At 70.9% G+C, this 12,552-nt stretch carries 14 protein-coding genes; 13 read left to right on the top strand and 1 reads right to left on the bottom strand.

From position 1 onward, the window contains the following. Positions 1 to 16 precede the first annotated feature (16 nt). The 5 genes from ABZT12_RS19190 (at position 17) to ABZT12_RS19170 (ending at position 5,077) form a co-directional block, all read left to right on the top strand. Positions 17 to 766: a PIG-L deacetylase family protein gene (locus tag ABZT12_RS19190; protein ID WP_356385414.1), complete on the top strand. Its 750-nt coding sequence runs from the start codon at positions 17 to 19 to the stop codon at positions 764 to 766. 2 nt (positions 767 to 768) lie between these two features. After that, positions 769 to 1,482: a 4-carboxy-4-hydroxy-2-oxoadipate aldolase/oxaloacetate decarboxylase gene (locus tag ABZT12_RS19185; protein ID WP_356385411.1), complete on the top strand. Its 714-nt coding sequence runs from the start codon at positions 769 to 771 to the stop codon at positions 1,480 to 1,482. After that, the gene (locus tag ABZT12_RS19180; protein ID WP_356385408.1) at positions 1,479 to 2,606 is read left to right on the top strand and encodes a 4-oxalomesaconate tautomerase; all 1,128 of its coding nucleotides are present in this window, start codon (positions 1,479 to 1,481) and stop codon (positions 2,604 to 2,606) included. The genes ABZT12_RS19185 and ABZT12_RS19180 overlap by 4 nt, the downstream gene beginning before the upstream one ends. Beyond that, positions 2,587 to 3,537 (top strand): catechol 2,3-dioxygenase, encoded by a 951-nt coding sequence (locus ABZT12_RS19175; RefSeq protein ID WP_356385405.1) that lies wholly within the window; start codon positions 2,587 to 2,589, stop codon positions 3,535 to 3,537. The genes ABZT12_RS19180 and ABZT12_RS19175 overlap by 20 nt, the downstream gene beginning before the upstream one ends. A 214-nt stretch (positions 3,538 to 3,751) precedes the next feature. Further along, complete coding sequence (locus ABZT12_RS19170) at positions 3,752 to 5,077, top strand: aromatic acid/H+ symport family MFS transporter (RefSeq protein WP_356385402.1); 1,326 nt, start codon at positions 3,752 to 3,754, stop codon at positions 5,075 to 5,077. A gap of 98 nt (positions 5,078 to 5,175) precedes the next feature. Here ABZT12_RS19170 and ABZT12_RS19165 read toward each other — a convergent pair whose 3' ends face one another. After that, positions 5,176 to 5,586: a cupin domain-containing protein gene (locus ABZT12_RS19165; RefSeq protein WP_356385399.1), complete on the bottom strand. Its 411-nt coding sequence runs from the start codon at positions 5,584 to 5,586 to the stop codon at positions 5,176 to 5,178. Between the two features lie 204 nt (positions 5,587 to 5,790). Between ABZT12_RS19165 and ABZT12_RS19160 the strand changes: the two genes are divergently transcribed. The 8 genes from ABZT12_RS19160 (at position 5,791) to ABZT12_RS19125 (ending at position 12,552) form a co-directional block, all read left to right on the top strand. After that, entirely contained in the window at positions 5,791 to 6,402 is a 612-nt protein-coding gene (locus ABZT12_RS19160; protein ID WP_356385397.1) for a carboxymuconolactone decarboxylase family protein, read from the top strand. 289 nt (positions 6,403 to 6,691) lie between these two features. Then, complete coding sequence (locus ABZT12_RS19155; RefSeq protein WP_356385395.1) at positions 6,692 to 7,603, top strand: LysR family transcriptional regulator; 912 nt, start codon at positions 6,692 to 6,694, stop codon at positions 7,601 to 7,603. Positions 7,604 to 7,701: 98 nt separating this feature from the next. Continuing rightward, entirely contained in the window at positions 7,702 to 8,619 is a 918-nt protein-coding gene (locus ABZT12_RS19150) for a VOC family protein (RefSeq protein WP_356385393.1), read from the top strand. A gap of 43 nt (positions 8,620 to 8,662) precedes the next feature. Then, positions 8,663 to 10,111: an NAD-dependent succinate-semialdehyde dehydrogenase gene (locus ABZT12_RS19145; RefSeq protein ID WP_356385390.1), complete on the top strand. Its 1,449-nt coding sequence runs from the start codon at positions 8,663 to 8,665 to the stop codon at positions 10,109 to 10,111. Between the two features lie 5 nt (positions 10,112 to 10,116). After that, a complete protein-coding gene (locus ABZT12_RS19140; protein WP_356385387.1) occupies positions 10,117 to 10,887 on the top strand; it encodes a fumarylacetoacetate hydrolase family protein in 771 nt (256 codons plus the stop codon). Beyond that, a complete protein-coding gene (locus ABZT12_RS19135) occupies positions 10,884 to 11,255 on the top strand; it encodes a VOC family protein (protein WP_356385385.1) in 372 nt (123 codons plus the stop codon). The genes ABZT12_RS19140 and ABZT12_RS19135 overlap by 4 nt, the downstream gene beginning before the upstream one ends. A gap of 26 nt (positions 11,256 to 11,281) precedes the next feature. After that, positions 11,282 to 12,085 (top strand): alpha/beta hydrolase, encoded by an 804-nt coding sequence (locus ABZT12_RS19130; RefSeq protein WP_356385382.1) that lies wholly within the window; start codon positions 11,282 to 11,284, stop codon positions 12,083 to 12,085. Continuing rightward, on the top strand, positions 12,082 to 12,552 hold the full coding sequence (locus ABZT12_RS19125) for a heme-binding protein (protein ID WP_356385379.1): 471 nt from the start codon (positions 12,082 to 12,084) through the stop codon (positions 12,550 to 12,552). Before ABZT12_RS19130 ends, ABZT12_RS19125 begins: the two co-directional genes overlap by 4 nt.

The following is a 12,552-nucleotide window of genomic DNA, read 5'->3' as shown; positions in this document are numbered from 1 at the left end:
GCAAGGAGACTCAAGCATGACGCACGGCAACGCGCCCGCCACCCCACGATCGACCCTCGTCGTCACGGCCCACGCCGGGGACTTCGTCTGGCGGGCCGGCGGAGCCATCGCCCTGGCCGCCGCCCGCGGCGAGCAGGTCACCATCGCCTGTCTGACCTTCGGCGAGCGCGGCGAGTCCGCCAAGGCCTGGCGCGAGGGCAGGCAGTTGGAGGAGATCAAGGCGATACGCCGGGACGAGGCCGAGCGCGCCGCCGCCGTCCTCGGCGCCGGCATCCGCTTCTTCGACGCGGGCGACTACCCGCTGCTCGCCACCGCGGAGTTGACCGACCGGCTCGTCGCCGTCTACCGCGAGACCCAGCCGGACGTCGTGCTCACCCACCCCACCGAGGACCCGTACAACGGCGACCACCCGGCCGCCAACCGGATGGCGCTGGAGGCCCGCGTCCTCGCGCAGGCGATCGGCTACCCCGGCGAGGGCGAGATCATCGGCGCCCCGCCGGTCTTCTACTTCGAGCCGCACCAGCCCGAGATGAGCGGCTTCCGGCCGGAGGTCCTGCTCGACATCACCGACGTCTGGGAGACCAAGCGCAAGGCGATGGAGTGCCTCGGCGCCCAGCAGCACCTCTGGGACTACTACACCGACCTGGCCGTCCGCCGCGGCGTCCAGCTCAAGCGCAACGCCGGCCCCAACCTGGGCCTGGCCCACAAGACGATGGCCGAGGCGTACATGCGCCCGTACCCGCAGATCGCGAAGGAGCTGGCATAACCATGGGCGGCGTCATCGTCACCAACCCCCCGAAGGCAGACGCGAAGGACGTGGAGGCGCTGGCCGCCTTCGGCGTGGCCACCGTCAGCGAGGCCCTGGGCCGTACCGGTCTGCTCGGCCCGGAGATCCGCCCGATCCAGCAGGGTGTACGGGTCGCGGGCACCGCGGTCACCGTGCTCAGCTGGCCCGGCGACAACCTCATGATCCACGCGGCCGTCGAGCAGTGCGGCGAGGGCGACATCCTGGTCGTCACCACCACCTCCCCGTGCACCGACGGCCTGTTCGGCGAACTCTTCGCCACCGCGCTGCGACAGCGCGGGGTGCGCGGTGTCGTCCTCAACACCGGCATCCGCGACACCCAGGAACTGCGCGACATGGGCTTCGCCGGATGGTCGCGCGCCGTCTCCTCCCAGGGCACCGTCAAGGCCACCGGAGGATCGGTGAACGTGCCGATCGCCATCGACGGCCAGGTGGTCCGCCCCGGTGACGTCATCGTCGCCGACGACGACGGCGTGGTGGTCGTACCGCGTGAGCGGGCCGGCGAGACGGCGGAGCGGTCCGAGGCCCGCGAGGCGAAGGAGGCCGCCACCCGCGCCGCCTTCCTTGAGGGTCAACTGGGCCTGGACCGCTACGGGTTGCGCGACACCCTGGAGCGTCTCGGCGTCACCTACGCGACCCACGCGGAGTACGCGGAGCAGACCGGAGCCGGGTCGTGACCGGCGCCGGGGAAGTGCGCTGCGCCCTGCTGCGCGGCGGCACCTCCAAGGGCGCCTACTTCCTGGCCCAGGACCTCCCCGCCGACCGCGCGGACCGCGACGACCTGCTGCTGCGGGTCATGGGCAGCCCCGACCCGCGCCAGATCGACGGCCTCGGCGGCGCCCACCCGCTGACCAGCAAGGTGGCCGTCGTGTCCGGCTCGGACGACCCGGAGGCGGACGTCGACTATCTCTTCCTCCAGGTGGCGGTGGACCGCCCCGAGGTCACCGACCGGCAGAACTGCGGCAACATCCTGGCCGGTGTCGGCCCCTTCGCCGTGGAACGCGGTCTGGTCGCCCCCGGCGACGAGGAGACCACCGTACGGATAAGGATGCGCAACACCGGTGAACTCGCCGTCGCCCGCTTCCCCACCCCGGGCGGCCGCGTCGACTACATGGGCACGGCGGAGATCTCGGGCGTGCCCGGCACCGCGGCGCCGGTGGTGATCGAATTCCCGCCCGGCACCGGCCCGTTGCTGCCCACCGGCCGGGTCCGCGACGTGGTCGCGGGCACCGAGGTGACCTGCGTCGACAACGGGATGCCGGTCGTCCTCATCCCCGCCGCGGCGCTGGGCGTCACCGGGTACGAGACGCCCAAGGACCTGGAGGAGGACCTCGGCCTCGCCGACCGGCTCCGGGAGATCCGGCTCGCGGCCGGGAAGCTGATGGGCCTCGGCGACGTCGAGGGCACCACGATCCCCAAGCTCAGCCTGCTCGCACCGCCCAGGGACGGCGGCGCGGTCATGACCCGCACCTTCATCCCGGTGCGCTGCCACACCTCCATCGGTGTCCTGGGCGCCGCGAGCGTCGCGGCCGGGCTCCTCGTCCCCGGCGGGGTGGGGGAGGGCATCGCCGACACCGGCGGACCGGGCGACCGGATACGCGTCGAGCACCCGACCGGCTTCCTGGACATCGAGACCCGCGTGGAGGCGGGCGCCGACGGTGCCGCTCCCGTGGTCCGCCGTACCGCCGTGGTGCGTACCGCACGAAAGATCTTCGACGGAACGGTCTTCCCCCGGCCGCCCGCCGCGATCCCCACACCCGCACCCCCTCTTGGAGGCAACGATGGCTCCGCCTCTCGGTGACATCGCCCACATCGGTCACGCCCAGCTCTTCACCCCGGACCTGGACGCCAGCGTCGCCTTCTTCACCGACTACCTCGGGCTGACCGTCAACGGCCGCCGCGGCGACACCGTCTACCTGCGGACGTTCGACGACTACGAGCACCACAGCCTGGTCCTCACCGCCCGCGAGCAGCCCGGCCTCGGCCGGCTCGCCCTGCGCACCTCCAGCGAGGAGGCACTCCAGCGGCGGGTCAGGGCGGTCGAGGAGACGGGCGCCACCGGTACCTGGGTGGAGGACGAGCCCGGCCTCGGCAAGCTCTACGTCACCACCGACCCGGACGGCCACGAGCACGCCCTGTACTGGGAGAGCGAGCACTACCGGGCCCCCGACGAGCTGCGGCCCGCGCTGAAGAACCAGCCGCAGGCGAAGCCCAACCGGGGCGTGGGCGTGCGGCGTCTGGACCACATCAACTTCCTCGCCGCGGACGTGCTCGCCAACTCCGAGTTCCAGGAACACGTCCTCGGGGCACGCCCCACGGAGCAGATCCGCCTCGACACGGGGACGGTCGCCGCCCGCTGGCTGACCTTCACCAACAAGTCCTACGACGTCGTCTACACGTCGGACTGGACGGGCTCCGCGGGCCGGCTGCACCACATCGCCTTCGCGACCGACACCCGCGAGGACATCCTGCGCGCGGCCGATCTCGCCATCGACACGGGCGTGTTCATCGAGACGGGCCCGCACAAGCACGCCATCCAGCAGACGTTCTTCCTCTACGTCTACGAGCCGGGCGGCAACCGCATCGAGCTCTGCAACCCGCTCACCCGGCTGGTGCTGGCCCCCGACTGGCCGCTCATCACCTGGACCGAGGAGGAGCGGAAGAAGGGGCAGGCCTGGGGCCTGCGGACCATCGAGTCCTTCCACACCCACGGCACTCCGCCCGTCGCCTGAGGCCCCGCCGTCCAGGGGGTGTACGCGCATCTCCGTGTGCGTGCACCCCTCTTGTGCACGAGGTGCCTGAAAAGTGTCAACAAAAGTGTTGACACTTGTGAAACGGGTCCTTAGCGTCTAGCGCACCACCCGGGTCAGCCCGCCGGAACGAGCCGCGTCGACCCGATCACTGAGCCCCTCCAGGTCACTCCTCCTGGACGAGAGGAAAACAACGATGTCCTCCTCCCCGACGCTGTCCGCCCGCGGCAGCAGACTGGCCCTCCTGGTCGTCGGCCTGTGCTGGCTCGCCGTACTCTTCGACGGCCTCGACATGTTCATCTACGGCTCGGTGCTGCCCCACATGCTGGCGTCGAAGGCCCTCGGCCTCACCGCCGGCCGGGCCGGCGACCTCGGCAGCTACGCCACCTTCGGCATGCTCGTCGGCGCCCTGGCCGCCGGCACGATCGCCGACCGGATCGGCCGCAAGAAGCTGATGATCGCCTGCGTCACGCTCTTCTCGCTCGCCTCCGGCGTCTGCGCGCTGGCGGGCAGCGTGAGCGTCTTCGGCCTCGGCCGCACCCTTGCCGGCGTCGGACTCGGCGGCCTGCTCCCGACCGCGATCAGCATGGTCTCCGACTACGCCCCGCGCGGTCGCACCGCGCTCACCATCGGCGCCCTGATGACCGCCCACCACGCGGGCGGGATCCTCTCCGCCTATGTCGCCAAGTGGGTTGTGGAGCCGCACGGTTGGGCCTCCGCCTTCTGGATCTGTGTCCTCCCGCTGCTCTTCGTCCCGGTGTTCTGGAAGTTCCTGCCCGAGTCGCTGAGCTTCCTGCTCGCCAAGGGCCGCGTCGAGGAGGCCGGCGCCCTGGCGAGCCGCTTCGACGTCGAACTGCCCGCCCACAGCGGCCGGAAGACCCCCGCCGACCGCTGGAACTCCCTCCTCGCGCTCTTCCGCGACGGCGAGTGGATACAGACCCTGCTCTACTGGTGCGCCTCCTTCGGCGGCCTGCTCCTCGTCTACGGCGTCGCCACCTGGCTGCCCACCCTGATGCGCGGCGAGGGCTACAACCTCGGCTCCGCCCTGACCTTCGTCGTCCTGTTCAACCTCGGCGGCATCGTGGGCATGCTCGTCGCCGGCCGGGCCGCCGACCGCTTCGGCGCCCCGCGCATCTCGGCCGTCTGGTTCGCGCTCACCGCCGTCGGCGTCTTCCTGCTCAGCGTCCACATGCCGCTGACCGTCACCTTCGTCGTGGTCTTCCTCACCGGCGTCTTCCTCAACAGCGCCCAGACCATGATCTACGCGACGGTGTCCATCCGTTCCACCGCCGACAACCGCGCCACCAGCGTCGGCTGGACCTCCGGCATGGGCCGCTTCGGCGCCGTGTTCGGCCCCTGGCTCGGCGGCCAGTTGCTGGCGTCGGACCACGGCGACTGGGGCTTCACCGCCTTCGCGCTCGCCGGACTCTCCTCCATGGTGTTCATCGGCGTGGCCGCCGCACGCACGGCGAGGCGACCGGCGGACAGCGGCGCGCCCCAGACGCTGCTCGGCGCCCACTGACCCGGTACGGCAGGGAGAGGCACATGGCCGGACGCCGGCCGCCGCGTCCCGCGCGGCGGCCGGTGTCCGGCCGACGGTGTCCGGCCGTGGTGCCGGGGTCAGTCCCGGCCCATCCGGTCCTCGGGCGAGAGGTGCTCCACCGTCCTGCCGGTCTCGGTGAACGTCCGCGTCACGTACCCGGAGGAGTACACCCACAGGATGCGCAGCGGACCGTCGCCGACGTTGCGGAACAGGTGCGGGACCGGCGACGGGACGTAGGTGGTGTCGAACCGCTCCAGCCGCGTCACCTCGCCGTCGACCACGACCTCCGCCTCGCCCTCCAGGACCGTGACGTGCTCGTCGCAGTTGTGCGAGTGCAGCGGCGCCCCGGACCCCACCGGATACACGCTCATCCCACTGGTGATCCGGTTCTCCCCGCCCGCCGACGAGGTGGTGACCAGAGGTGTCGTCACGACCGCGCCGCCCCGGTCGAGCAGGGGCACGGAGGCGACCTTGATGATCGTGGTCATCCGGATTTCCTTTCACTTCTCCCATTGCTGCGTCTGTCGACGTTAGGTCGCGCGCGCGTCGGCCGGCGCCCTCCAACGTGCAGTTTTACGTTGCACGCGGAGGTGGGTGAGCTTTCCCGGCCCGGCTGTACGGTCGGCTCCTATCGCACGGATCAACGATCCGTGCCGGACGCACGCCGGAAAGACAAGGCAGGTATCGGTCCCATGAGGCTCCCCGTTCTCACCGAAGAGGAATTGGACCCCCGCCAGCGGGAGCTGGCCGCCCGCATCGCCGGCCGGCGCGGCGCGGTACGCGGCCCGTTCCGGGTCTGGCTGCACAGCCCGGAGATGTGCGAACGCGCGGAGTCCCTCGGCGCCTTCGCCCGCTTCGACTGCTCCCTCCCCGAGCACCTGCGCGAACTCACCCTGCTGATGGCCGCCCGCAACTGGGACGCGCAGTACTCCTGGAACGCCCACGTGCGCCAGGCGATCGAGGCCGGCATCCCGGAGGCCGCCGTCAAGGCCGTCGCCGAGAAGCGCGAGGCGGTCTTCGACGACGAGGCCGACCAGGCGTTCTACCAGTTCTGCCGGGAGATCCTCGACGAACACTTCGTCACCGACGGGACGTTCGCCGCCGCGCTCGCGCACTTCGGACCCAAGGGCCTGGTCGACACCATCGGCGCGCTCGGCAACTTCACCATGCTCGGCATGTGCCTGAACACCTTCCAGGTGGACCTCCAGGCCGACAAGGAGCCCCCCTTCCCGGACATCCGCGGTTACGGCCGGGTCGCGCCGGACGATTCCGACGAGGACGAACTCCGCGACGGCCGTCCATAAGACCGCGGTAAAGAACGCGATCGGTCCGCTGGACGGGCAAAGGTTGACAAGATTGCGAACATTCCTCTTTTGTTGGTCACCGAGGACAACGTGAGCAAGACCCCCCAGTCCGGCCCGAAGCAACCGGGCGGGCGCCGGTCTCCGGCGCACTCCCGAGCCGCCGTCCGGCACGATGCCGGAACGTCGCCGTAGAGCCGCTACGGATGTTCCGGCCCGGCCGGACCCATCACGTACGACCGGCACCGCCGCCGGGGCCCACCCCTGGCAGACGTGGGCCACCGGAGGAATCATGGATCGTCTGCTGCTCATGCACAGCTTCGTCACGGTCGCGCAGGCCGGCAGCTTCAGCGGAGCCGCCAAGAAGCTGGGCTCGTCGGGGTCGCTGGTCTCCCGCCACGTCGCCGAGCTGGAACGGCAGGTGGGCGTCCGCCTGGTCAACCGCACCGCCCGCTCGGTGAGCCTCACCGAACCCGGCCTGCGCTACGCGGAGTTCGCCGCCCGCATCCTCGACGAGATAGAGGCCGAGGACGCCGTCATCTCCCATCTGCACGACCGCGCCGAGGGCACGCTCAGCATCATCTGTCCCAAGTGGATCGGCAGCCTCGACCTCGGCGACGCCATCGCCGCCTTCTCCGCCGCCCACCCCAAGATCCAGGTCCGGTTCGAACTCGGCGGCATGTCGGACCGCACCTACGACTTCCTGGACAGCGGATTCGACGTCGCCTTCCACACCCGTGACCTGCGCGACTCCAGCGTGCGGCTGAAGAAGATCGCCTCGCTGCCGTTCGTGCTCTGCGCCTCCGACACCTACCTGGAGCGCGGCGGCCCGCTCACCGAGCCCAACGCGCTGGCCCACCACGACTGCCTGGTCCACGTCAACGACCCGGTCTGGCGCATCGGCCACGGCCACGCCAGCACCCTGCACAAGATCCGCAACATCGCCTTCTCGTCCAACTCCTACATCGCCCTCCAGAAGGCGGCCGTCCACGGACGCGGGATCGCCCTGCTGCCCCAGCGGCCGGCCTACGAGGACCTGATGTCCGGCGCCCTCAAGGTCCTGCTGCCCGAACTGGCGGTCCCCGACCGCCCCTTGTTCGCGATCTACGGCCCCGGCCAGGCCACCCCGCGCAAGGTCAGCGTGTTCCTGGACTTCCTCGCCGAATGGTTCGCACAGAATCCCATTCCGGCCATCCGGTCGTAGCCGCAAGAAACGATTGCGAATTCAGTCGAGCCCGGACCATTGAGGCCTTCCCGACCCGAAATCTAGGCTCGCCGGGCGACCCGCGAAACGAGGCACCCATGGGAATCCAGAGAATCGAATCGGTCACCTACGGCATCGACGACGTAGACGAATGCGCCCGCTTCTTCGGCGACTTCGGGCTGTTCCCGCTGGAACGGACCGACGAACACGCGGTGTTCGAGACCCTGACCGGACAGACCCTGCGCCTGGACACCGAACCAGGCCCCCTGCTGCCGCCCCCGGTGGAGCCGGGCCCGACCCTCCGCGAGGTGGTGTGGGGCGTGGACGCCCCCGGCGAACTGGCCCGGCTGGTCGCCGCCGCGGGCCGCGACCGCGAGGTGCGCGAGAGCGCCGACGGCGTCCACCACACCGTGGACGAGAGCGGTTTCGGCGTCGGACTCACCCTGGCCCGCCCGAAGCCCGCCGACGTCACGCCCCGGCCCGTCAACGCGCACGGCAGCGTCGCCCGCTGGAACACCGCCCTCGAACCGCTCACCCGCGCCCACCCCCTGCGCATGTGCCACGTCGCCCTCAACATCCGCAGGGAAGGCCGCGAGAGCGCCGTCGCCTTCTACACGGAACGGCTCGGCTTCCGGCCCACCGACATCGTCGAACCCATGGGCGTGTTCATGCAGGCGCCGGGCGACGACGACCAGCACACCATGCTGCTCTGCCACCGTCCCGACCGCGCCGGCGTCAACCACGTCGCCTACGAGGTGCCCGGCTTCGACGACGTCGTCGAGGGCGGCAACCACATGATCGACCAGGGCTGGCGGGAGGCCCGCAGACTCGGCCGCCACACGGTCGGCTCCAACGTCTTCCGCTTCCTGCACGCTCCGTGCGGAGGCCGCGTCGAGTACGCGGCGGACATGGACCGGGTCGACGACGGCTACCAGACCCGGGTCCACGAGACCACCCCGCCCCACCACATCTGGGCCCTGCGCACCAACCGCGACCAGGACGCCTCCGCCTCCTGACCCACCCTTCAGCCAATCGGCAAGCCTGAGAGGGCACCCACTGATGACCACCGACCACGGCTACCCCGCCGTCCGCATGTACATCGCGGGCGAGTGGTGCCAGGGCGGCACCGGACGTACCGCCCCGATCGTGAACCCGGCCACCGAGAAGGTGATCGGAGAGGTACCCCTCGCCACCCCGTCCGACCTCGACCGCGCCCTCGACGCCGCCGCCGAGGGGTTCCGTGTCTGGCGCTCCACCCCGGTGGCCGAGCGCTCCGCGATCCTGCACACCGCCGCCGGCCTGATCACCGAACGCGCCCCCGAGATCGCCCGCGTCATGGCCCAGGAGCAGGGCAAACCGCTCCGGGAGGGCACCACCGAGGCCCTGCGCACCGCCGACACCCTGCGCTGGCACATCGAGGACGCCCGCCGCGCCTACGGCCGTATCATCCCCTCCGCCCCCGGCACCCTGCTCACCGTGCGCCGCGAACCGGTCGGCCCGGTCGCCGCGTTCGTCCCCTGGAACTTCCCCGTGGGCGGCCCGAACCGCAAACTCTCCTCCGCGCTGTCGGCCAGCTGCTCGATCGTCATCAAGGCCGCGGAGGAGACCCCCGGCACCGCCGCCGCGCTGGTCGCCTGCTACGCCGACGCCGGGCTGCCGGCCGGGGTGCTCAACCTCGTCTTCGGTGAACCGGCCGACATCTCCGCCCAGTTGATCTCCTCGCCGACGATCCGGCTGGTCGCCTTCACCGGTTCCGTCCCGGTCGGCAAACTGCTCGCCGCCCGGGCCGGCGAGTTCATGAAGCCCACCCTGATGGAGCTGGGCGGCCACGCCCCCGTCATCGTCTGCGGCGACGCCGATCCGGTCCGGGCCGCCCGCAAGGCCGCCCAGGCGAAGTTCTTCAACGCCGGCCAGGTGTGCACCTCGCCGAGCCGCTTCTTCGTCCACGAAAGTCTGGTCGAGCCCTTCACCGCCGAGTTCGTGAAGGCCGCGCGGGCGGTCACCGTCGGCGACGGCCTCGACGCCGGCACCACCATGGGACCGCTCGCCAACGAGCGGCGGCTGAAGACCGTGGAACGCCTGGTCGCCGACGCCGTCGCGCGCGGTGCCGAGGTGCTCGTGGGCGGTCAACGCCTGGACCGGGACGGCTGGTTCTTCGCCCCGACCGTCCTCACCGGCGTCCCCGCCGACGCGGAGATGATGCACGAGGAACCGTTCGGCCCGCTCGCGCCCATCGTGCCGTTCACCGACCTGGACGCGACCCTCGCCGTCGCCAACGCCCTCCCCTACGGCCTGGCCGCCTACGGCTTCACCGAGTCCGCCGCCACCGCCGAGAAGCTCTCCGCCGGACTGGAGGCGGGCATCCTCTCCATCAACCACTGCGGCGGCTCCGTCGGCGAGGCCCCCTCCGGCGGCGTCAAGGAGAGCGGCTACGGCAGGGAGGGCGGCCCCGAGGCCCTCGACGCCTACCTCGTCACCAAGCGCGTCTCCCACCAGCTGGCGGGCTGAGGCGGATGAGGTACACCCGGGTCTCGGCCGGCGGACGGCCGGTGTGGGGCCGCGTGCGGGAGGAGGAGATCGAGCTGCTCTCCGGCTCCCCCCTGCGAGGCGACCCCACCGTCATCGGCACGGTGCCCGTCGCCACCGCCCAGTGGCTGCCCGTCGTCGTCCCGCCCGTGTTCTACGCGGTCGGCATGAACTATCCGCGCCACATCGCGCACGCCGGGGTCGAGACCCCCGCCCGGCCCGAGGTCGGCTATCGCGCCAACAACGCGCTCACCGGCCATCTCCGGCCCATCGTCAGACCGGCCGGCGTCGAGGGCCGGTTCGAGGCCGAACCCGAACTCGTCGCCGTCATCGGCCGCACCCTCAAACACGCCTCGCCCGCTGAGGCCCGCGACGCCGTCTTCGGCTGGACGATCGGCAACGACGTCAGCGCCCGCACCTGGCAGCACCAGGACCGCTCGTTCTGGCGCAGCAAGAACAGCGACACGTTCAAGCCGATGGGCCCCTGGATCGAGACCGACGTCGACGCGCTCGCGCAGACCACCACCCTCCGGGTGAACGGCGAGGTCCGCGCCTCGTTCGCCACCGGCGACATGGTCTTCGACCCCTACGACCACATCGTCGAGCTCACCAAGTACGTCACCCTGCACCCCGGCGACGTGCTGTGGATGGGAGCCGAGTCCGCCTGCCGGCTCGAACCCGGGGACACCGTGGACATCGAGATCAGCGGCATCGGTGTCCTGTCCAACCCCGTACAGAGCGAAGGAAACCCGTCATGAGCAGCGCACCCCGCTACATCCACCACGTCAACTTCCCCACCACCGACCCCGACCGGACCGCCGAGTGGTACACGAAGGTCTTCGGGATGAAGCGCATCATGCCCAAGTCCAACACCCGCGTGGTGCTGATGACCCGGGGCAACTTCGACCTGCACTTCACCCCCGTCGAGGAGATGGAGCGCATGGCGCCCTACCACTTCGCCGTCGAGGTCGAGGACTGGGACGACTTCCTCGCCCACCTCAGGGAGCTGGGCATCCGGCACACCCGGCCGGTCGAACGGCCGGAGAACCAGTCGAAGTTCTGCTACATCCACGACCCCGACCACACCATGATCGAGCTGGTCTTCCACGCCCGCCGCCCCAACTGAGCACGCACGTACAGGAGTTCACCCCCATGCCCCTCGCCGACTCCGACGGCACCGCCATCTACTACGAGCGCCACGGCAGCGGTCCGGCGATCCTCTTCGTGCACGGCAGCGGCGGCCACCACGCCGCCTGGTGGCAGCAAGTCGCGGCCCTGCGCCAGGAGTTCACGGTCATCACCGTGGACCTGCGGGGCTTCGGCAAGTCCGCCGCCCCCGCCGCCGCGAACTCCTCCACACCCGAGTTCGACGGCCAGGACTTCCCCGGTGACGTCGTCGCCGTACTCGACCAGGAGGACCTGACCGACGCCATGCTGGTCGGCCAGTCCATCGGCTCGGTCGCCGCCCTCCGCGCCGGTCTGCTGCGACCCGAGCGGGTCGGCTCCGTCGTGCTCGGCCACTCCCTGGGCGGCATCAGCCACCCCGAACTGCGCGAACTGGCCGCCGCCGACCGGGCCGAGGCGGTCAGGCTGCCCGTCATCGACCGGCTGCTCACCAAGGAGTTCCAGCGCGAACGAGCCGACCTCACCTTCCTGTTCCAGCAGATGGGCACCTTCAACGTCGCCAGGATGCAGGACCTGCGCAACCTCGACACCGACGGCCCGACCCTGGAGGAGATCCGCACCTCCGGCGTACGGGTGGCCTTCCTGGCCGGCGAGAAGGACGCGGTGCTCAGCGTCACGACCGTGACCCGCGCCCACGAACTGCTCGCCGGCTCGCACCTGGAGATCGTCGAGGGCGCCCCGCACTCCATGTACTGGGAGACGCCCGACAAGTACAACACCGCCGTCGCCCGCCTGCGCCGCACCCTCACCGCACAGAAGGAAGCAGCATGAGCAGCCTCTCCCTCGACGCCGCCGAAGAGCTCGTCGACGCCGCCCTCGAGCGCGCCCACGCGTTGGGGAAGGCGGTGAGCGTGGCCGTGGTGGACGCCGGCGGCTTCGTCGTCAGCGTCCGCCGCTCGGACGGGGCCCGCCCGCTCACCCCCGACATCGCCCGCGCCAAGGCCTACACGGCCGCGATCATGCAACGGCCCGGCAAGATGCTGAAGAAGTGGCAGGAGAGCCAGCCGGTGTTCTTCTCCCAGCTCTCCCAACTGCCCGGCGCGGCCCAGCCGATCATGGCCACCGAGGGCAGCGTCACCATCAAACGCGACGGCGAGGTCATCGGCGGCCTCGGTATCGCCGGCGGCACCGCGGACGAGGACCAGCAGATCGCCGACGAGGTCCTCCGATCGCTGGGCTACGAGCTGGACTTCGCGGCCTGGGGCGTGTCGGGCAAGCCGGCCGGAAAGGACAGCTGA

It is taken from the genome of Streptomyces sp. NPDC005423 (assembly GCF_040606415.1).
Classification (GTDB): domain Bacteria; phylum Actinomycetota; class Actinomycetes; order Streptomycetales; family Streptomycetaceae; genus Streptomyces.
This window is presented reverse-complemented; position numbering and strand designations above follow the sequence as displayed.

Coding starts and splice junctions, on each gene's coding strand:
- ABZT12_RS19190 (WP_356385414.1), top strand. CDS start 17: ATGACGCACGGCAACGCGCCCGCCACCCCACGATCGACCCTCGTCGTC.
- ABZT12_RS19145 (WP_356385390.1), top strand. CDS start 8,663: ATGACCACCGACCACGGCTACCCCGCCGTCCGCATGTACATCGCGGGC.
- ABZT12_RS19125 (WP_356385379.1), top strand. CDS start 12,082: ATGAGCAGCCTCTCCCTCGACGCCGCCGAAGAGCTCGTCGACGCCGCC.
- ABZT12_RS19140 (WP_356385387.1), top strand. CDS start 10,117: ATGAGGTACACCCGGGTCTCGGCCGGCGGACGGCCGGTGTGGGGCCGC.
- ABZT12_RS19170 (WP_356385402.1), top strand. CDS start 3,752: ATGTCCTCCTCCCCGACGCTGTCCGCCCGCGGCAGCAGACTGGCCCTC.
- ABZT12_RS19185 (WP_356385411.1), top strand. CDS start 769: ATGGGCGGCGTCATCGTCACCAACCCCCCGAAGGCAGACGCGAAGGAC.
- ABZT12_RS19175 (WP_356385405.1), top strand. CDS start 2,587: ATGGCTCCGCCTCTCGGTGACATCGCCCACATCGGTCACGCCCAGCTC.
- ABZT12_RS19135 (WP_356385385.1), top strand. CDS start 10,884: ATGAGCAGCGCACCCCGCTACATCCACCACGTCAACTTCCCCACCACC.
- ABZT12_RS19155 (WP_356385395.1), top strand. CDS start 6,692: ATGGATCGTCTGCTGCTCATGCACAGCTTCGTCACGGTCGCGCAGGCC.
- ABZT12_RS19160 (WP_356385397.1), top strand. CDS start 5,791: ATGAGGCTCCCCGTTCTCACCGAAGAGGAATTGGACCCCCGCCAGCGG.
- ABZT12_RS19150 (WP_356385393.1), top strand. CDS start 7,702: ATGGGAATCCAGAGAATCGAATCGGTCACCTACGGCATCGACGACGTA.
- ABZT12_RS19130 (WP_356385382.1), top strand. CDS start 11,282: ATGCCCCTCGCCGACTCCGACGGCACCGCCATCTACTACGAGCGCCAC.
- ABZT12_RS19165 (WP_356385399.1), bottom strand. CDS start 5,586: ATGACCACGATCATCAAGGTCGCCTCCGTGCCCCTGCTCGACCGGGGC.